Origin of the sequence: Streptomyces sp. Ncost-T10-10d (genome assembly GCF_900091955.1) — a bacterium.
Lineage (GTDB): Bacteria > Actinomycetota > Actinomycetes > Streptomycetales > Streptomycetaceae > Streptomyces.
This window is the reverse complement of record NZ_FMDF01000145.1, coordinates 109,417-127,730: the sequence shown is the minus strand read 5'-3', so window position 1 is coordinate 127,730 and position 18,314 is coordinate 109,417. Positions and strand designations below refer to the sequence as shown.

At 71.1% G+C, this 18,314-nt stretch carries 16 protein-coding genes; 8 read left to right on the top strand and 8 right to left on the bottom strand.

The window, feature by feature from the left end; all coding sequences use genetic code 11:
* Positions 1–8 precede the first annotated feature (8 nt).
* The 3 genes from GA0115254_RS25620 to GA0115254_RS25610 all read left to right on the top strand — a co-directional run bounded on the left by GA0115254_RS25620 (position 9) and on the right by GA0115254_RS25610 (position 3,831).
* Positions 9–1,415: an HtaA domain-containing protein gene (locus GA0115254_RS25620; RefSeq protein ID WP_093897637.1), complete on the top strand. Its 1,407-nt coding sequence runs from the start codon at positions 9–11 to the stop codon at positions 1,413–1,415.
* Between the two features lie 37 nt (positions 1,416–1,452).
* Positions 1,453–3,012, top strand: a complete 1,560-nt coding sequence (locus tag GA0115254_RS25615; RefSeq protein ID WP_093897636.1) for an HtaA domain-containing protein — start codon at positions 1,453–1,455, stop codon at positions 3,010–3,012.
* A gap of 81 nt (positions 3,013–3,093) precedes the next feature.
* Positions 3,094–3,831: a PhzF family phenazine biosynthesis protein gene (locus tag GA0115254_RS25610; protein ID WP_256102766.1), complete on the top strand. Its 738-nt coding sequence runs from the start codon at positions 3,094–3,096 to the stop codon at positions 3,829–3,831.
* 72 nt (positions 3,832–3,903) lie between these two features.
* Here GA0115254_RS25610 and GA0115254_RS25605 read toward each other — a convergent pair whose 3' ends face one another.
* Positions 3,904–4,569 (bottom strand): biliverdin-producing heme oxygenase, encoded by a 666-nt coding sequence (locus GA0115254_RS25605; protein WP_093897634.1) that lies wholly within the window; start codon positions 4,567–4,569, stop codon positions 3,904–3,906.
* Between the two features lie 266 nt (positions 4,570–4,835).
* Positions 4,836–5,693, bottom strand: coding sequence for a type I methionyl aminopeptidase (gene map, locus GA0115254_RS25600; protein WP_093897633.1), 858 nt, complete (start codon positions 5,691–5,693; stop codon positions 4,836–4,838).
* Between the two features lie 58 nt (positions 5,694–5,751).
* Between map and GA0115254_RS25595 the strand changes: the two genes are divergently transcribed.
* A complete protein-coding gene (locus tag GA0115254_RS25595) occupies positions 5,752–5,982 on the top strand; it encodes a hypothetical protein (RefSeq protein WP_176740283.1) in 231 nt (76 codons plus the stop codon).
* Between the two features lie 55 nt (positions 5,983–6,037).
* On the opposite strand, the gene GA0115254_RS25590 is transcribed toward GA0115254_RS25595, so the two are convergent.
* Positions 6,038–7,339, bottom strand: coding sequence for an MFS transporter (locus GA0115254_RS25590; RefSeq protein WP_093897631.1), 1,302 nt, complete (start codon positions 7,337–7,339; stop codon positions 6,038–6,040).
* 85 nt (positions 7,340–7,424) lie between these two features.
* Complete coding sequence (locus GA0115254_RS25585) at positions 7,425–8,024, bottom strand: hypothetical protein (protein ID WP_093897630.1); 600 nt, start codon at positions 8,022–8,024, stop codon at positions 7,425–7,427.
* Positions 8,025–8,165: 141 nt separating this feature from the next.
* Here GA0115254_RS25585 and npdG point away from each other — a divergent pair, with 141 nt between their 5' ends.
* Positions 8,166–8,876 carry an NADPH-dependent F420 reductase gene (gene npdG / locus GA0115254_RS25580; RefSeq protein WP_093897629.1) on the top strand — a complete coding sequence of 237 codons (711 nt, stop codon included), beginning with the start codon at positions 8,166–8,168 and terminating at the stop codon, positions 8,874–8,876.
* Between the two features lie 96 nt (positions 8,877–8,972).
* Positions 8,973–9,146, top strand: coding sequence for a hypothetical protein (locus tag GA0115254_RS44695; RefSeq protein WP_176740282.1), 174 nt, complete (start codon positions 8,973–8,975; stop codon positions 9,144–9,146).
* Positions 9,147–9,154: 8 nt separating this feature from the next.
* Here the strand turns inward: GA0115254_RS44695 and GA0115254_RS25575 are convergent, their stop codons facing one another.
* The gene (locus GA0115254_RS25575) at positions 9,155–9,952 is read right to left on the bottom strand and encodes a site-2 protease family protein (protein ID WP_093897628.1); all 798 of its coding nucleotides are present in this window, start codon (positions 9,950–9,952) and stop codon (positions 9,155–9,157) included.
* A gap of 205 nt (positions 9,953–10,157) precedes the next feature.
* On the opposite strand from GA0115254_RS25575, the gene GA0115254_RS25570 reads away from it, so the two are divergent.
* Entirely contained in the window at positions 10,158–13,493 is a 3,336-nt protein-coding gene (locus GA0115254_RS25570; protein ID WP_093897627.1) for a BTAD domain-containing putative transcriptional regulator, read from the top strand.
* A gap of 23 nt (positions 13,494–13,516) precedes the next feature.
* Here GA0115254_RS25570 and GA0115254_RS25565 read toward each other — a convergent pair whose 3' ends face one another.
* The 3 genes from GA0115254_RS25565 to panB form a co-directional block, all read right to left on the bottom strand.
* Complete coding sequence (locus GA0115254_RS25565; RefSeq protein WP_093897626.1) at positions 13,517–14,365, bottom strand: ABC transporter permease; 849 nt, start codon at positions 14,363–14,365, stop codon at positions 13,517–13,519.
* Entirely contained in the window at positions 14,362–15,384 is a 1,023-nt protein-coding gene (locus GA0115254_RS25560; RefSeq protein WP_093897625.1) for an ATP-binding cassette domain-containing protein, read from the bottom strand. The genes GA0115254_RS25565 and GA0115254_RS25560 overlap by 4 nt, the downstream gene beginning before the upstream one ends.
* Before the next feature lie 157 nt (positions 15,385–15,541).
* A complete protein-coding gene (gene panB / locus GA0115254_RS25555) occupies positions 15,542–16,429 on the bottom strand; it encodes a 3-methyl-2-oxobutanoate hydroxymethyltransferase (protein ID WP_093897624.1) in 888 nt (295 codons plus the stop codon).
* 178 nt (positions 16,430–16,607) lie between these two features.
* Between panB and GA0115254_RS25550 the strand changes: the two genes are divergently transcribed.
* Entirely contained in the window at positions 16,608–18,212 is a 1,605-nt protein-coding gene (locus tag GA0115254_RS25550; RefSeq protein ID WP_093897623.1) for an MFS transporter, read from the top strand.
* Positions 18,213–18,314 lie beyond the last annotated feature (102 nt).

The window sequence follows — 18,314 nt, the reverse complement described above, 5'->3', positions numbered from 1 at the left end:
GGGTCCTCATGCTGTCGTCCAGACCTGCCCGCGCACCAGGACGGGCCCTGACCGTCGCGCTTCTCGCGGTGCTGCTGGGGGCCCTGCTCCCGCCCACCGCCGCGCAAGCGGCGAGCCGCACGGTCCAGGGCGGCAGGCTGGACTGGGGCATCAAGTCCTCCTTCCAGAGCTACGTCACGGGCCCCATCGCGAACGGAAGCTGGAGCCTGACCGGTGGCGCCGCCACGGTCGGCGGCAGTCAGTTCCGTTTCCACTCCGCCACCGGTTCCTACGACCCGGCGACCGGCGCATTCGGCTCCGGCTTCTCGGGCGGGGTCCGCTTCGTCGGCCACAAGAAGCCCGGCGGCGGCTACGAACTGGACCTCACCATCAGCCGGCCCACCGTCCGCATCACGGGCGGCACCGGCACCGTCCTTGCCGACACGGTCGGCAAGGACCGGGGGAGCGGCCGCGTCACCTCGGCCTCCCAGGTGCCGCTCGCGACGCTCGGTCTGTCCGGGATCGACATGAAGGGCGGTTCCACCCCCATCGCCCTCAACAACGTCCCGGCAACACTGACTTCCCAGGGCGCGAAGGCGTTCGCCGGTTACTACACGGCCGGCACACCGCTCGACCCGGTCAGCCTCTCCGTGGACACCTCCGCCCCGGCCGGGAAGCCGGCCGCCTCCAGGTCCCCCGAGAAGCCGGCGGAGCCGAAGAAGGCCGAGCGGGCCGCGGGCCGCTTCGAGGACGCCGCCGTCGACTGGGGTGTGCGCCGGACCTTCCGCGAGTACGTCACGGGCTCCATCGGCAAGGGGAAGTGGACCCTCGCCGACGGCGCCCAGGACGGCGGGGCGCTCTTCCGTTTCCCGCGCGGCAAGGGCACGTACGACCCGAAGGGGCAGACCCTGGACGCCGACTTCGCGGGCAGCGTCCGCTTCACGGGAGCCGACGGACTCGATCTGAAACTGTCGGCGGTCGCGGTCCGGGTGGAGGCGGGCAAGGGCACGCTCTCGGCGGACGTCCTGAGCGACGGCTACCGGCACACGGCCGTGCCGCTCGTCACCTTCACCGCAAAGGACTTCACGGCGAAGGACGGTCTCGCCGTCCTCACCGAGGTCCCCGCCACCCTCACCGCCGACGGCGCCAAGGCGTTCGGCCCGCTCTACGGAGCGGGCACCGCAATGGACCCGCTCTCGCTGGCCGTCGCCGTCGATGCCGAGGCCGAACTGCCCGCCCTGCCCGACCTGGGCAGTGGTCCCGACCCGTCCGACCCGCCCGCGGAGAAGACCACCACCGCGGCATCGGTGTCCGACTCCGGTTCCGGTTCCCGCACCGGGCTGTATCTCGGCATCGGCGGCGCGGGCGTGCTCGCCGCCGCGGCAGGCGCGCTGTACCTCACCCGCCGCCGCGGCACCCAGCAGAACAACAGCTAGCCCACCCCCCGTTTCATTCCTGAGGAGATCACCGACCATGGCAGCAACCCGCCGTCCCGCAGCCCTCGCCGCCGCCGTCGCCACGGCAGCCGCACTCGGCGCGACCGTGTTCGCCCTTCCGGCGCTCGCCGCCGACGGCACCGCCCCCGACGGGGCGGCAGCCGCGGCGCCGAAGCCGGAGTTGAAGGACGGCACGCTGGAATGGGGCGTCAAGGAGTCCTTCCGCAGGTACCTCGCCTCGTCGTTCTCCGGCGGGAAGATCACCGTCAAGGACGGTGCCACGCAGGCGCCCGACAACGGTGTGTTCACCTTCGTCAACGGCAAGGGCACCTATGACACGGCCACGCACGGCACCGACAACGCCTTCGAGGGCGGCGTCAACTTCTACGCACACGGGGGCGTTCTCGACATCACGCTCTCGGACGTGAAGCTCTCCACGACCGGCACCGGCGGCGCGATCACCGTCGATGTCGCGACCCCGGAAGGCACCCGGAACGATGTGGCGTTCGCGGCTCTCGACCTGTCGGCGGTGAAGCCGGACCGGGGTGCGGGCGGCGCGATGGTCTTCAAGGACATCCCGGCGACGCTCACGAAGGCGGGCTCCGAGGCGTTCAACGGCCAGTACAAGGAGGGGGACGCGCTCGACCCGGCCACGCTCTCGGTGAAGGCGGTCTCGGCCCCGACCACCGAGCCCACCCAGAAGCCGACCACCGAGCCGACCGGGAAGCCCACCGGGAAGCCGACCACCGAGCCGACCGGGAAGCCGACTTCGACCGCGTCCCCGTCCCCCTCGGCCACGGTCACCGACAAGCCGGCTGCCGCCGAGCAGGGCGCGATCGTCGACGGCACCCTGGACTGGGGCGTCAAGAAGTCCTTCCGTACGTACGTCACGGGCCCGATCGCCCGCGGAAAGGTCGAGACGACGGCCGGCGCCACCGCATCCGGCGACGGCTACCGCTTCCCGGACGCCACCGGTCACTTCGACGCCGACAAGCAGACCCTCGACGCGGACTTCGACGGCAAGGTCAGCTTCCTGGGCCACCAGGAGAACGGCGCCTACACCCTCGACCTCTCCCTCACCGGCATGGAGATCCAGGTGAACGGGACGAAGGGCACCCTGATCGCGGACGTCTCCACCAAGGACCGCGAGACCAAGAAGGTCAGCACCTACACCGGCCTGGCCGTCGCAGAACTGAAGCTGCCCAAGGGCGAACTCGCGGCCAGGAACGGCGTGGTGACCCTCTCGGCCGTCCCGGCGACCCTCACCGCCGACGGCACCGAGGCCTTCGGCGGCATGTACCGGGCGGGCGAGCAGCTCGACGCGCTGACCGTCGCGGTCGCCCTCGACAAGGACGCCGCGCTCCCGGGCGGCGCGGGCTCCACCGGCTCCGCCGGCTCCATGGGCTCCACGGGTCCGGCGGGAGGCTCCACGGCCACCGGCGGTGGCAGTGTGGGCGGCGGCTCGGTCGGTGGCTCGGGCTCTCTCGCAGCCACCGGTTCCGACGTCCCGGCCGGTGCCCTGATCGCCGCCGCGGGTGTCGTCGTGGCGACCGGCGCCGGAGCGGTGATCGCCGCCCGCCGTCGCCGTAACGCCTGATCCGTCCGGACCGCCCGACGGCACCGCCCGGGTGACGGCCCGGTTCTACGGCCTTCACCCGGGCGGTGTTTGAATGCCCACGTGAGCGACAGCGACTTCGACGTACCCGCAGGCATCGACGTACTGCGCGTGTTCTGCGGCCCCGACGGCCGGCACGGCAACGCCCTCGGGGTCGTACGTGACGGGCGTACGTACCCCGACGAGGCGTCCCGGCAGGAACTGGCCCGCCGGCTCGGCTTCAGCGAGACCGTGTTCGTCGACGACCCCGAGCGCGGGCACGTCGACATCCACACCCCCGGACTCCGCCTCCCCTTCGCCGGGCATCCGCTCGTCGGCGCCGCATGGCTGCTCGATCTGGAGATCCTGGAGCTGCCGGTCGGGGAGATCTTCGCCCGTCAGGACGGGGAGTTCACCTGGATCACCGCCCGCCCCGAGTGGGCGCCGCCGCGCAAACTGGAGCGGTACGCATCCGTCGCCGAGGTCGAGGCGCTGACCGGGCCGCCCCCGGGCGAGGGCTGGCTGTACGTATGGGCCTGGGAGGACGAGGCGGCGGGCCGGGTCAGGGCGCGGGCGTTCCCGCGACGAATCGATGAGCGCGGTGTCAGCCGCTCCGGTGGAGCCGGGGCCTGCACCGGGGGCATCGTGGAGGACGAGGCGACGGGCGCGGCTGCCCTGCTGCTCAGCGACCGGCTCGGCCGCGCCCTCAACATCACCCAAGGACGCGGCTCCCAGATCCTCACAGCACCCGCGCCGGACGGCACGGTGGAGATCGGGGGCCGCGTCACGCTGGCGTTTCGGTCGAGCCCTTCCGGCGATTGACGACAGAGCGGCACGGCGGACCGGGCCGACCGACCGACCCCGGTCGCCCCCTCCTCCCGCACCGCCACCGCGTCAAGCGCTGAGCGGGAACACCTCGCCCAACTCCCGGAACACCGCCGTGTTCAGCGCGAACGCCTGCTTGCACTCGGCGACGATGCGCTGCTTCTCCAGGTCGTCCGCGTTCACCGCGTCCAGCAGTTCGCGGTAACTCCGCTTGAAAGAGGCGGGGTTGGATATCTCCTCGAAGACATAGAACCGGACCCCGTCACCCTTGCGTGTGAAGCCCCAGGTCTTCTCCGCCTTGTCGCGGATGATCTGGCCGCCCGAGAGGTCGCCGAGATAGCGGGTGTAGTGGTGTGCGATGTAACCGGCGGGCCAGGTGCGGGCGCACTCGGCGACCCGCGCGGCGTACGCGGCCGTGGCGGGCAGCGGCGCCAGGCCCTCGCGCCAGCCGGTACCTCGCAGGTGGGCCAGATCGCGCTCCAGTTCGGTGGTGCGCATCAGCTGGGGCTGTATGAACGGACCGGCGACCGGGTCGTTCCGCAACGCCTGGGCCCCTTCTTCCAGCGCCCGGTACACGAACCACAGCTGCTCGGTGTAACGCGTGTACGCGTCCACTCCGAGGCGTCCGCCCAGCAGGTCGCTCATGAAGGTCGAGGTCTCCGCCTCGGTGTGCTGCTCGTGCGACGCGGTGCGGATGAGCGTCGAGAAGGGCGTGGCGGCGGCGGTTGCGTCCAAGGCGGGCCTCCGGGGGCCGAGGGGGACGGGAAGTCCGGAAAGGGACAGAAACATCGGCAGCGACTGCGTACGGCAGTGGCTGTCGACTTCTCCGATCTTCTTACTTAGGCTTACCTAAGTCAACAGCTTCCCGACAGGCTGTCGGTAAAAACGATACGCCCGGTTCCGCTTCCGCGCGGGTGCAGCGGACGCGGCGGGAGCAGCGGGGGAACACGCGAAAGCGGCCGCCCGGGGGCGGCCGCTTTCGCAGGGAGCTGTCTGCGTGTTCACGGGAGCGTCAGGATCTCGGCGCCCGTCTCCGTCACCACCAGCGTGTGCTCGAACTGAGCGGTGCGCTTGCGGTCCTTCGTCACCACGGTCCACCCGTCGTCCCACATGTCGTAGTCATGGCTGCCCAGCGTCAGCATCGGCTCGATGGTGAACGTCATCCCGGGCTGCATCACGGTGGTCGCGCGCGGGCTGTCGTAGTGCGGAATGATCAGACCGGAGTGGAACGAGGAATTGATCCCGTGCCCGGTGAAGTCCCGCACCACCCCGTACCCGAAGCGCTTCGCGTACGACTCGATGACCCGCCCGATCACATTGACCTGCCGGCCCGGCCGGACCGCCTTGATGGCCCGGTTCAGCGACTCCTCGGTGCGCTCCACGAGCAGCCGGGACTCCTCGTCCACGTTGCCGCAGAAGTAGGTGGCGTTGTTGTCGCCGTGCACACCGTTGATGTACGCCGTGACGTCGAGGTTCACGATGTCGCCGTCGCGCAGCACCGTGGAGTCCGGGATGCCGTGGCAGATCACCTCGTTGAGCGAGGAGCAGAGCGACTTGGGGAATCCGCGGTAGCCGAGCGTCGACGGATAGGCGCCGTGATCGCACATGAACTCATGGGCGACCCGGTCGAGTTCGTCCGTCGTGACGCCCGGGGCGATGTGCTTCGCGGCCTCCGCCATCGCCTGCGCGGCGATGCGCCCCGCGATGCGCATGCGCTCGATGGTGTCGGCGTCCTGGATCTCCGGTCCGGTGTACGGGGCAGGGGCCGGCTTGCCCACGTATTCGGGGCGCCGGATGTTTCCGGGTACGGAACGGATGGGAGTGATCTCCCCGGGTACGAGCAGCGACTGGCCAGACATGTCAGCGAGTCTAACCAGCGTGCTTGGGGCAGCATGGCCCCGAGGGAAGGAGCCGATGATGGCCCTGTTCAAGAAGCGCACGGTCGGCAAGCCGGGCGAGTGGTACTACTGCCTGCAGCATCAGAAGGTCGAGGAGGGCCCCGAGTGCCCGGCCAAGGACCGTTTCGGGCCGTATGCCTCCCGTGAGGAGGCGGAGCACGCGATGCAGACCGCGCAGGAGCGGAATCTTGAGTGGGAGACGGATCCCAAGTGGCACGACCGGGCCACGCCGCCCGACCCGGAGGCGTGACCGGGGGCTCCGTCCGGGGGCTCCGTCCGGGGGCTCCGCCCCCGGACGCCGCTCCTCAGACGCCGGCGGGACGGGACTCTCCGGCCGCGCGCCTGCGTACCGCGTCCTCGTCCGTCCCGGAGTCGTACGTCAGCAGCTTCGGCAGTGCTGCGGTGAGCAGTGCGACCGAGGCCACGCACGCCACACCCCCGCTCCAGATCGCGGATCGGGTCCCCGTCCAGCCCGCCATCGCACCGGCCCGCACCTGGCCCAGCTGCGGGCCGACGCTGTACGAGAGCACCTCGATGCCCGCCAGCCGGCCCCGCAGCTCCTCCGGGATGGTCTGGTTCCAGATCGTGGAGCGGCCCAGACCGCTGAGCATGTCCCCCGCGCCCGCCACCGCCAGGCAGACCAGCACCGGCCACACGTTGCTGAACCATCCGGCCGCCGCGATCGCCAGCCCCCAGGCCGCCGCCCCGAACACGACGAACAGCCCGTGCCGTCGTACCCGTGACGTCCAGCCGCTGGTCAGGCCGAGGACCAGCGAGCCGACCGACCCCGCCGCGTACATCAGGCCCAGCGACCACTCGGCATCCAGCTCGTCCGCGAGGAACGGGAAGATCGTGTTCGGGAAGGCGAAGAACATCGCCGCCAGATCGACCGCGTACGTCCCCAGCAGCACCGGGCGGCTCCAGGCATACCTCGCCCCCTCGGCGATGCCGCGCAGCGACGGTTTCCGGCTGTCCGGGGCGGGCGGCGCGGGCGCCAGTCGCAGACACAGGAGCACGGAGGCGGTGAACGTGACCACCGTGACCGTGTATGCCGTGGCGTGCCCGGCATAGGCCACCACCAGTCCTGCCACCGCCGGGCCGGTGATCGCGCCGAACTGCCAGCGCAGCGAGTTCAGTGCGGCGGCCGCGGTCAGCTGGTCGTGCGGCACGATCCGGGCCATCAGCGAATCCAGTGCGGGCCGCTGGAGCCCGGCGAGCGCGGAGACCCCGCCCGCGACCAGATAGAGCGGCCAGAGCATCGGGTCGGGCAGTGCGGCGTTCACCAGGAGTACGAGGGCGAGCAGCCCCAGCCCCGCCTCGGTGCCCAGGATCACCTTGCGGCGGTCCGCGGAGTCCGCGAGCGCCCCGCCGTACAGACCGAAGACGACCAGCGGCACCAGTTCGACCGCACCCATCGCACCGACGGCCAGCGGCGAACCCGTCAGCTCCTTGATCTGGAGCGGCAGCGCGATCAGCGCCATGAAGCTGCCGAAGTAGGTCACCAGGCCCTGGATCCACAGCAGCCGGAAGTCGGCCGAGGAACGCAGGGGCGAGAGATCGGGCAGCAGAGCGGAGAGCCGGGCTGCCGGGGAGGGAGCTGAGGTCACGAGGGCTCATGGTCCGGCGCCGTAGGTGCCCCCTGCAACAGATTTTCGCGGCGGTCGGCCGCTCCCGCCACGGCCCCCGGACTTCTCACCATCGGGGCGGTGGCGGCGCCGTCAGTAGATCGGCGAGCCGGGACAGCCGGTCCCGGAAGCGGCGGCCGCGCGGCGCGGGGGTGCTGTTCTCCCCGGCCGCCGCGCTCACCAGATGCTGCACGGTGTCCAGATCGACATCGTCGTCGCCGGTCACCGCGAGGGTCTCGTGCGCGAGCCCCCGAACCTCCGGGTCGCCGTCGTCCAGCGAGAGCACCGTCGCCCCGGCCCGGCGGGCGTCGTGCACCCGCTCCAGCAGCCCGGCGCCGGGCCGCTCCGGGGCCACCAGGAGCAGCGTCTCGCCCCGCCCGGCCGCCTCGATCCTGCACAGACCGACGGCCAGATGCGCCGGATCGCCCGGCTCCACCCGGTGGCGTACCAGGGTGGGGGTCAGCTCGGGCAGCCCGGACCAGGTCGACTCGTCGACCAGATGGGCCGCCAGATGCCACGGCTCGTACACCGCAGTCCCCACCAGCAGCAGCCCGCCGCCGTGCGGGACGACGGACGACCTGAGCGCCCCGGCGAACCGCCGGGTCGCCTCGGGCCACTCGGTCCCGGCGAGCACTTCACGCAGCAGGGCGACGCGTACGGCATCCATGGCCCGGCATCTTGCCCCAGGGCCCGGCCCCGTCAACGGCGAACGACGGCGGAACCATCCGAACGGGCCCGGCGGAGCGATCCGGATCGCTCCGCCGACGACGGGGCGTTCCCCTCCGACGCGGGCAGTAGTGTCGAGGCCATGACTACGAATGACAGTGGCAGCGCACCCAAGCCCCCTGCCAAGGACCCCTGGGACCTCCCCGATGTGTCCGGGCTGACCGTCGGCGTGCTCGGCGGTACCGGACCGCAGGGCCGCGGGCTCGCCTACCGTTTCGCCCGCGCCGGGCAGAAAGTGATCATCGGCTCCCGTGCCGCCGACCGCGCGCAGACCGCGGCCGGCGAGCTGGGCCACGGCGTCGAGGGCGCGGAGAACGCCGAGTGCGCCCGGCGCAGCGACGTCGTGATCGTCGCCGTGCCGTGGGACGGCCACGCCAAGACCCTGGAGTCGCTGCGCGACGAGCTCGCGGGCAAGCTCGTCATCGACTGCGTCAACCCGCTCGGCTTCGACAAGAAGGGCGCCTACGCCCTGAAGCCCGAGGAGGGCAGCGCCGCCGAGCAGGCCGCCGTCCTGCTGCCGGAGTCCCGGGTCACCGCCGCCTTCCACCACCTCTCGGCGGTGCTCCTTCAGGACGAGGCGATCGAGGAGATCGACACCGATGTGCTGGTGCTGGGCGAGGCCCGCGCCGACACCGACCTGGTACAGGCGCTGGCGGGCCGGATTCCCGGCATGCGCGGCATCTTCGCCGGGCGGCTGCGCAACGCCCACCAGGTCGAGTCCCTGGTCGCCAACCTGATCTCGGTCAACCGCCGCTACAAGGCGCATGCGGGTCTGCGTACCACCGACGTCTGAGCCGGACACGTTCCCGGCACACCCTGCGGCGGGCAGAAAGGGGCATGGGGGACACTGGACGGGACCGTGCATCACCCCGGACAGGAGCCGCCCCTCATGCCCCGCCTCGCTCTCTACGCCATCGCCGTCTGCGTCCTGGCCGTCGTCGCGGCCGTGATCTCGTTCGTCCAGGGCAGCTGGCTCGGGATCGTCTGGGTGCTGCTGGCCGGGCTCTCGTCCAACATGGCGTGGTTCTACCTGCGCCGGCAGCGCGCACGGACCGCCGGCTGAGCGGTGGATCAGAGGCCGACCGTGCAGACCGGGTCGGCCGACCGCCAGAAGCGGTAGGTGTCGAAACCGCAGTACGCGGTGAAGTCGCTGATGCCAAGTGCCCGCAACAGGGAATGGATTGAGTCGAAGAACACGTGGTTGACCTCGGGAATCCACAGGATCCCGAAGACCGCGATCAGCCCGAACGGGGCGAACGGCTCGACCTGCCGTCGGATCCGGTACGAGAGCCAGGGCTCGATCACCCCGTAGCCGTCCAGCCCCGGCACCGGGACGAAGTTGAGGATCGCCGCGGTGACCTGGAGCAGTGCCAGGAAACCCAGCGCGTACTGGAAGACGGCCGGGACGCCGCCCAACGCGTGCAGCCAGAACGGCGCCGTGCAGACGAACGCGAACAGCACATTCGTCAGCGGACCGGCCGCCGAGATGAGGCTGTGCTTCCAGCGCCCGCTGATCCGGCCCCGCTCGATGAAGACCGCACCACCGGGCAGACCGATACCGCCCATGATCACGAACAGCACCGGCAGCACGATGCTCAGCAGCGCATGCGTATAAGCGAACGGATTGAGCGTCAAATAGCCCTTGGACCCGATGGAGATGTCCCCGCTGTGGAGCGCGGTACGGGCATGCGCGTACTCATGCAGACAGAGCGACACCACCCAGGCCGCCGTCACGAAGAGGAAGAGCGGGATTCCGGGCCGCTGCGTGAAGTCCGTCCACACCGCCCAGCCCGATACCGCCATCACGGCGACGATCCCGAGGAAGACCGGGCTGATCCGCCGGTCGCTGCGGGCTGCTGCGGTGGGCATCGGCGAACTCCTGGTGGCTGGCCGGAAGGGGGACGGGGCGGCGGTCGGCGAGAGCGACCGTACAGGCGACACGTCACAAACGTCTCGCGTCGGGGCGATGGTTCCGTGAAGGGTGGGAGCATGACGAACGATCCCGGCACACAGCGAACACGGGTACGGACGAACGTGTGTCCGCTTCTCGATCCCGGTCACGGAGAATAGGCCCGTGCGCTACTGCATCCTCGGGACGACCCAGGCACTCCGCGACGACGGCACGGCCGTCGCCATCGGCGGGGCGCGGCTGCGCGCCCTGCTCTCCGTCCTCGCTCTGCGTCCCGGCCGCACCGTTCCGGCCGCCGTGCTCGTCGACGAGGTGTGGGACGGCGACCCGCCGGCCGACGCGGTGGGCGCCCTGCAGGCACTCGTCGGCCGTCTCCGGCGCGCCCTCGGCCATGCCGCGATCACCTCGGCGGAGAGCGGCTACCGCCTCGCCGCCGAGCCGGACGCGGTCGACCTGTACCGCTTCGAGCGGCTCGCGGGGGAGGGGGCGCGGGCACTGGAGGAGGGCGACGCGGCGAAGGCCCGGGCCGTGCTCGACGACGCGCTCGCCCTGTGGCGCGGACCTGCCCTGGCCGATCTGCCCGACCGCGGCGCCGTCGCGGCCCGCTGGGCGGCCCGGCGCCTGGACGCCCGCCGCAGCAGGATCGCCGCGGCCCTCGCGCTCGGCCGCGCGGAGGAGGCCCTGCCCGAACTGGTCGCGCTCTGCGCCGAGCACCCGATCGACGAATCCCTCCAGGCGCTGCGGCTGCGGGCCCTGCGCGATGCCGGGCGCACGGCACAGGCGCTGGCCGCGTACGACGAGGTGCGCACCGTGCTCGCCGACCGCCTCGGCACCGACCCCGGAGCCGAACTGCGCTCCCTGCACGCAGAGTTGCTCCGCCAGGCCCCGGCGCAACCGGTCGCGGCGGCAGCTGCGGCCGAGCCGCACCGGCTCTCCCTCACCCGAACCTCCACCGTCCCGCAGGGAAACCTCCGGGCCAGGCTCACCAGCTTCGTCGGGCGCGAGGACGACATGGAGGCCCTGCGCGAGGACCTCTCGCACGCCCGGCTCGTCACCCTCCTGGGCCCCGGTGGCGCGGGCAAGACCCGGCTCTCCCAGGAGGTCGCCGAATCCGTCGGGCCCGCCTGGCCGGACGGCGTCTGGCTGGCCGAACTCGCCCCCGTCGACGACCCCGAGGCCGTACCGGAGGCCGTGCTGACCGCACTCGGCGCCCGCGAGACCGTGCTGCGCGGAGCGGGTGCCGAGGAACTCCGGGTAGCCGAGGGGAACGCGGGCGACCCGCTCGTACGCCTCACCGAGCACTGCTCCCGGCGCCGCATGCTGCTGCTCCTGGACAACTGCGAGCACCTCGTCGGGGCCGCCGCCGCCCTCGCCGACCATCTGCTCGCCCACTGCCCGGACGTCACCGTGCTCGCGACCAGCCGTGAACCCCTCGGGGTACCGGGCGAGTTCGTCCGACCCGTCGACCCGCTGCCCGACCCGATGGCGCTCCGGCTGCTCGCCGACCGCGGTGCCGCCGCGAGGCCCGGCTTCCGGATCGACGCGGACGAGGAGACAGCGGCTGCCGCCGCCGAGATCTGCCGCCGCCTCGACGGACTGCCGCTCGCCATCGAACTCGCCGCAGCCCGGCTGCGGATGCTCACCCCGCGCCAGATCGCCGACCGGCTCGACGACCGGTTCCGCCTGCTCACCAGCGGGGCCCGTACCGTACTGCCCCGTCAGCAGACCCTGCGCGCCGTCGTCGACTGGTCCTGGGACCTCCTCGACGCCTCCGAACGCGCCGTCCTGCGCCGTCTGTCGGTCTTCGCCGGTGGCTGCACCCTGGCCGCGGCCGAGGCCGTCTGCGCGGACGGGCCGCAGGACGCGCGCGAGGTCGCCGGGCTGCTCGGCTCGCTCGTCGACAAGTCGCTCGTCATCGCCGCGCCCGCCGTCCACGGCGAGATGCGCTACCGGCTGCTGGAGACCGTCGGTGAATACGCCGCCGAACAGCTCGACGGGGCCGGGGAGCGGAACGCCGTGGAGCGCCGCCATCTGGTGTACTTCCGGGAGCTGGCCCGTACCACGGACCCCGAACTGCGCGGCGCCGGACAGCGGCCCGCCATCGACCTCCTCCAGCGCGAGTACGAGAACATCCGCACCGCCCTGCGCCGTGCCGTCGCCGCCCGCGACGAGCAGGAGGCGCTCTGCCTCGTGCTGTCGCTCTGCTGGTACTGGCAGATGCGCGATCTGCGCACCGATGCCCTCCAGTGGGCCGACGCGGCCGCCGCGCTGGGCCCCGACCCCTTCGCGCCGCCCGCCGAGCCCGTGCCGTCCCTCCACGAACGCTGCACCGACGCGCCGCCGCCCATGTCGCCCGAACTGCTTCAGGAGGCGCGGCGCCAGGTGGCCCTGGTCCAGCTGGTCAACATGGACCACTCCAAGGACGTGTGGGCCGACGAGAAGGGCATGGCCCGGCTGCGCGTCATCGCGGACACCTACCGGGCGGGCCAGCCGCAGACCTGCCGCACCCCCGCGTCGCTCTGGTTCTTCGCTGTCATGATCACCGGGGGGCCCGGTGATCTACGGGAACTGCTGGACGAAACGGTCCGCGCCAGTCGTGAGTACGGCTACGAGTGGGAGTTGGCCGGAGCCCTCCAGATGCGGGCGAACGTGCTGGCCAACCGGTCCGAATGGGCGGGCGACGCGGGGACGGACGCGGACGAGAGCCTGGAGATCTTCAGCCGGCTCGGCGACGACTGGGGCGTCGCCGAAGCGCTCTCCTCCCGGGGTGAAGCCAACGAGAGACGGGGCGATTACCCCCGCGCGGCCGAGGACTTCCGGGCCGCCATCGGCTACGCGAAGAAGCTCGGCGCCCAGTCCCAGGTGTCGGTCCTGCGCGCCAGATACGCGTGCGTGCTCACCGAACTGGGCCGTGGTGACGAGGGCGAGGCGATCCTGCGAGAGGTGCTCGCCGCGGGGCGTCAGGCGGGGCACGAGGCGATGCCCGCCGCCCGGCTCTATCTCGCCATGTGGCTCGGCCGCACCAACCGTACAGGCGAAGCGCGCGAGCAACTGGCTCTGTTGCGCGAGGAGTTCCATTCCGAGACGATGGCGATCTTCGAAGGGTTCGTGCTGGGCGCACTGGCCTGGCTGGACAACCAGGACGGGCTGTACGCCGAAGCCCTGCCCGGGAGTCTGGAGGCGCTGACGCGGTCCCAGGACCGGCTGTCGCAGATGGTGGCGCCCCAGATGTCCGTCATCCATCTCGTCACCCTCGCACGGGCGTTGGGCGGGCTCGGCGGCGAGCACCGGGCCGCGCTCGCGGCCCGGCTGCTGGGGGCCGGCAAGGGGCTGCTGCCCAAGGGCCATGTGCCGACATCGATGGAGCGGCACGACTACGCCCGGGCGGAGGAACTGGCCGTCGCCGTCCTCGGCCGGGCCGCCTACGATGCCGCGTACGCCGAGGGCGACGGCCTCTCCCTGGAGGAGGCCACCGCTCTCGCCGACGCGTACCGGGACTGACCGCACCCCGGCCGGAGTGCCGCTCAGGACTTCTTGCGGAACTTGGCGACCGCGAGCGGCGCCATCACCGCGGTGATCACCGCGGCCCAGCCGAGCGTCACCCACACCGAGTGGGCGACCGGTCCGCCCATCATCAGGCCGCGCGCCGCGTCCGCCAGATTGGACAGCGGGTTGTAGTCGGTGAACGTCTGGAGCCAGCCGGGCATCGTCTTGGTCGGGGCGAAGATCGAGGAGCCGAACTGGAGCGGCATCAGCACGATCATACCCATTCCCTGAACCGCCTGGGCCGTCTTCATGGCCAGCCCGAGCAGGATGAAGATCCACATGATGGCGGCACCGAACACCGCCGACAGGGCGACCGCCTCGATCAGCCCGAGAACGGAGGTCTGCAGCTCCATACCGAGCGCGAAGCCCATGCCCAGCAGGATCAGGGTGGCGACCATCATCCGGCCGAGCTCGACCACGATCTTGGCGATGAGCACCGAGGAGCGGGCGATCGGCATCGTCCGGAACCGGTCCATGACCCCCTTGCGGAAGTCGTCGTTGACGCCGGTGCCGACCGCCATGGCGATGTTCATGCCCATCATCGCCATCAGCCCGGGGACCAGATAGTTCAGATACTCCTGCCGACCGCCGCCCATGCTGCCGCCGACCGAACCGCCGAACACGTACACGAACAGCAGGATGAAGATGACCGGCATCAGGAGTACGTCGAACATCGACTCCGGATCCTTCTTGATCTGGAGCAGATTGCGCCGCGCCAGCGCCCCGATGTGCCGCAGATTGCCGCGCAGCCCGATCCGGCCCTCGTCATGGGGCGCCTTCGCCGGTGCGGTCTCGGTGGGGGTGGGCGTCAGAGTCGCCGTGCTCATGCCGCGACCTCCTCGGGGGTCGTGTCGGTGACGGAAGAGCTCTTCTCGCCGGTGATGGCCAGGAAGACCTCGTCCAGGCTGGGCAGTGCGGTGGCGACGTGCGCCAGCGAGAAGCCCCGGGCGCCGAGCAGGCCGATGACGGCGGTCAGCTGCTCGTCGCTGAGGATCGGTACGTACAGCAGGCCCTCGTCCGGGACTGCCTGCGCGCCCGCGACCCCGTCGAGTCCGGCCTCCCGGATCGCCTGCGCCATCGCGGGCAGCTGCGCCGGGTCCGACGGCCGGATCTGCAGGGTGCGGCCGCCGACCTTCGCCTTGAGCTCGTTCACCCCGCCCCTGGCGATGATCCTGCCCTTGTCGATGACGGTGAGCTCATTGGCGAGCTGCTCGGCCTCTTCCATGTACTGGGTGGTGAGCAGAACGGTCGCCCCCTCCGCGACCATCCGCTGCACCTCGTCCCAGACCTCGTTCCGGGTCCGGGGGTCGAGCCCCGTCGTCGGCTCGTCCAGATAGAGGACGGCCGGGCTGCCGATCATCGAGGCGGCCAGGTCGAGCCGGCGCCGCATGCCGCCGGAGTAGTCCATCGCGGCACGCTTGGCCGCGTCGGTGAGGGAGAACCGCTCCAGGAGCTCGTCGGCCCGGGACCGGGCGGTCCTGCGCGGCAGGTCGAGCAGCCGCCCGATCATGTAGAGGTTCTCCCAGCCGGAGAGCTTCTCGTCGACCGAGGCGTACTGCCCGGTCAGACCGATGGTGCGGCGCAGCTGCCGGGGCTGCTTCACCACGTCGTAGCCCGCCACGGTGGCGTGTCCGGCATCGGGGATGATCAGGGTGGACAGGCAGCGTACGAGCGTGGTCTTGCCGGCGCCGTTGGGGCCGAGCACACCGAGCACGGTGCCCTCGCGGACATCGAGGTCCACGCCGTCCAGAGCCTTGGTCGAGCCGTAGTGCTTGACCAGCCCCCGGACCTCGACGGCGTTCGGGCCGCTCCTGGGGTTCTTGTCGATTCGCGTCATGTCCACCATGGGACCAGGCGCCACCGACAGTCCACCGACAACAGGCCGACAGCCCGCCGATGGGGGATGTCGGCGGGCTGTCGGTGGTGCGGGCAGTGGCCCTGCCCAGGGCCTGATCGCGGGATCGGCCCAAGGGGACCTTCCTCCGGATCAGGCCCGGGTGGAACTAGTGGAAGGTGTGCTCGGGGGCCGGGAAGCTGCCTCCCACGACCTCCTCGGCGAACTCCTTCGCCGCGTCACCGAGCACCTTGCGCAGGTTCGCGTACTGCTTGGTGAAGCGCGGCACCTTGCCGCCGGTCAGTCCGACCATGTCGGTGTAGACCAGCACCTGGGCGTCCGTGTCGGGACCGGCACCGATGCCGACGGTCGGGATCTGCAGGGTGCGGGTGACCTCGGCGGCCAGCTCGGCCGGTACGAGCTCCAGGACGACGGCGAACGCGCCCGCGTCCTGCACGGCCTTGGCGTCGCGCAGCAGTTGCTGGGCCGCCTCCTCGCCGCGGCCCTGCACCCGGTATCCCATCGCGTTGACGGACTGCGGGGTCAGACCGATGTGGGCCATGACCGGGATGCCGGCATCGACCAGCAGCCGGATCTGCTCGTGGCTGCGCTCACCGCCCTCCAGCTTGACCGCACCGACACCGGACTCCTTGATCAGCCGGGTTGCGTTGCGCAGGGCCTGGACGGGCCCTTCCTGGTACGCCCCGAAGGGCAGGTCGGCGACGATCAGGGCGCGCTTGGTGCCCCGTACGACAGCGGCGGAAAGGATGGCGATCTCGTCCATCGTGACGGGCACGGTGGTCTCGTAACCGAGGTGACAGTTGCCCATGGAGTCGCCGACGAGCATGACCGGGATACCGGCCTCGTCGAAGACGGACGCGGTCATCGCGTCGTAGGCGGTGAGCATGGGCCACTTCTCACCGCGCCCGGTGGCGGCGGCGATGTCATGGATGGAGATACGGCGGGTGCTCTTGCCCCCGTACAGCGCCTTGCTGCTGTCGGTGGGGGCACCCGCGGGGGATGCGGCGGAATTGTTCTGCGCAGCCTGAAGCGACATTGCCAACGGCTCCTTCGTCATCTCGAGGCGCCCTGACGGCGTCCCCGGACCGGTTCCATGGTGGCATCCCGTGGCCGTCCACGGGAAGTGGGCCCGTACACGTCCCCAGGAGGCGCCCACCCGGTAAAGACTTTATAATACGAGACGGTATCGTATCGAAATCGTATAACCTCCTGGCATGTCAATACCGTCGGGCGCTCGCGCCGCCCTGCCCCAGGTCCCCGAGGCGGTCCACCGCCGCCGTTGGGCGATCCTCGTCGTTCTGATGTTCAGCCTGCTCATCGTGGTGCTGGACAACTCGATCCTGAACGTCGCGGTCAAGACCATCGCCAGCCCCGCACCCACCGGCCTCGGTGCCACCCAGAGCGAGCTGGAGTGGGCGATCAACGCCTACACGCTCGTCTTCGCCGGACTCCTCTTCACCGCCGGTCTGCTCGGTGACCGCATCGGCCGCAAGAAGGTGCTGCTCTCCGGCATCCTCCTCTTCGGCGTCGGTTCCGCCCTCGCCGCCATGTCCGGCTCGCCCGGCGAGCTGATCACCTGGCGTGCCGTGATGGGCTTCGGCGCGGCCTTCGTCATGCCGGCCACGCTCGCCGTCCTGGTGAACGTCTTCGAACGCGACGAGCAGCCCAAGGCCATCGGAATCTGGGCCGGCAGCGTCGGCCTCGCCATCGCCATCGGCCCGATCACCGGCGGACTGCTGCTCGAACACTTCTGGTGGGGCTCGATCTTCCTCGTCAATGTGCCCGTGGTGATCGTCGCGCTGATCGCGATGGCGGTGCTGGTGCCGGACTCCAGGGACCCGAACCCGGGCCGGACCGACCCGCTCGGTGTCGTGCTGTCCGTCGTCGGTCTGGTCCTGCTGGTGTACGGCATCATCCGCGGCGGCCAGCTCGCCGACTTCGCCGACCCCACCGTGCTCCTCTCGATCACCGGCGGTCTGGTCGTCCTGGCCGCATTCGTCCGGCACGAGAAGCGCACCAGCCACCCGGCCATCGACATCTCGTACTTCAAGGCGCCGTCGTTCTCCGCTGCCGTCGCCGCCATAGCGCTCGCCTTCTTCGCGCTGATGGGCGTGACCTTCTTCTCCGCCTTCTACATGCAGAGCGTGCGCGGCTGGAGCGCGTTGCAGGCCGGTCTGCTGATCCTGCCGCTGGCCGTCGCCCAGATGATCTTCGCGCCGCGCGCCCGGCTGGTCGTCGACCGGTTCGGCGCCCGCGTGGTCTGCACGGTCGGCATGCTGCTGGTCGCGCTCGGCCTCGCGGCGTTCGCGCTGTTCGACGCCACCACGCCGGTCTGGGTGCTGTGCGTGCTCTTCTTCGTCCAGGGCACGGGCATGGCGCATGTGATGACACCGGTCACGGTCTCGGTGATGCAGGCACTGCCCAGGGAGAAGGCCGGTTCCGGATCGGCCATCAACAACACGTTCCGGCAGGTCGGTGGGGCGCTCGGCATAGCCGTGCTCGGCTCGGTGCTCTCCACCGTCTACCGCGGCGGCATCGAGGGGCACCTCGGTGCGCTCCCGGCCGGTGCCAGGGAGGCGGCGGGTGAGTCGATCGAGGCGACGCTCGGCCTCGCGGACAAACTGGGCCCGGCGGGCGCCCCTCTGGTCGCCGCGGCGAACGACGCGTTCCTGAAGGCGATGCACGTCACCGCCATCGGTTCGGCGACCATCGCCCTGGTGGGCGCTCTCGTGGTCGCGATGTTCCTGCCGGGGAAGACACCCGCCGGACAGAAGTCCGGCGAGGGCGAACGGTCGGTACGGGCCGGGGCGGGCCGGTGACAGCCACGGCCCCGGAGAACTGAAAACGCCGCCCCAGGGTTCCGGGCGGCCCCGGAACCCTGGGGCGGTTCACAGAGGCACCGCCGGTGTCGGCGAGAATCG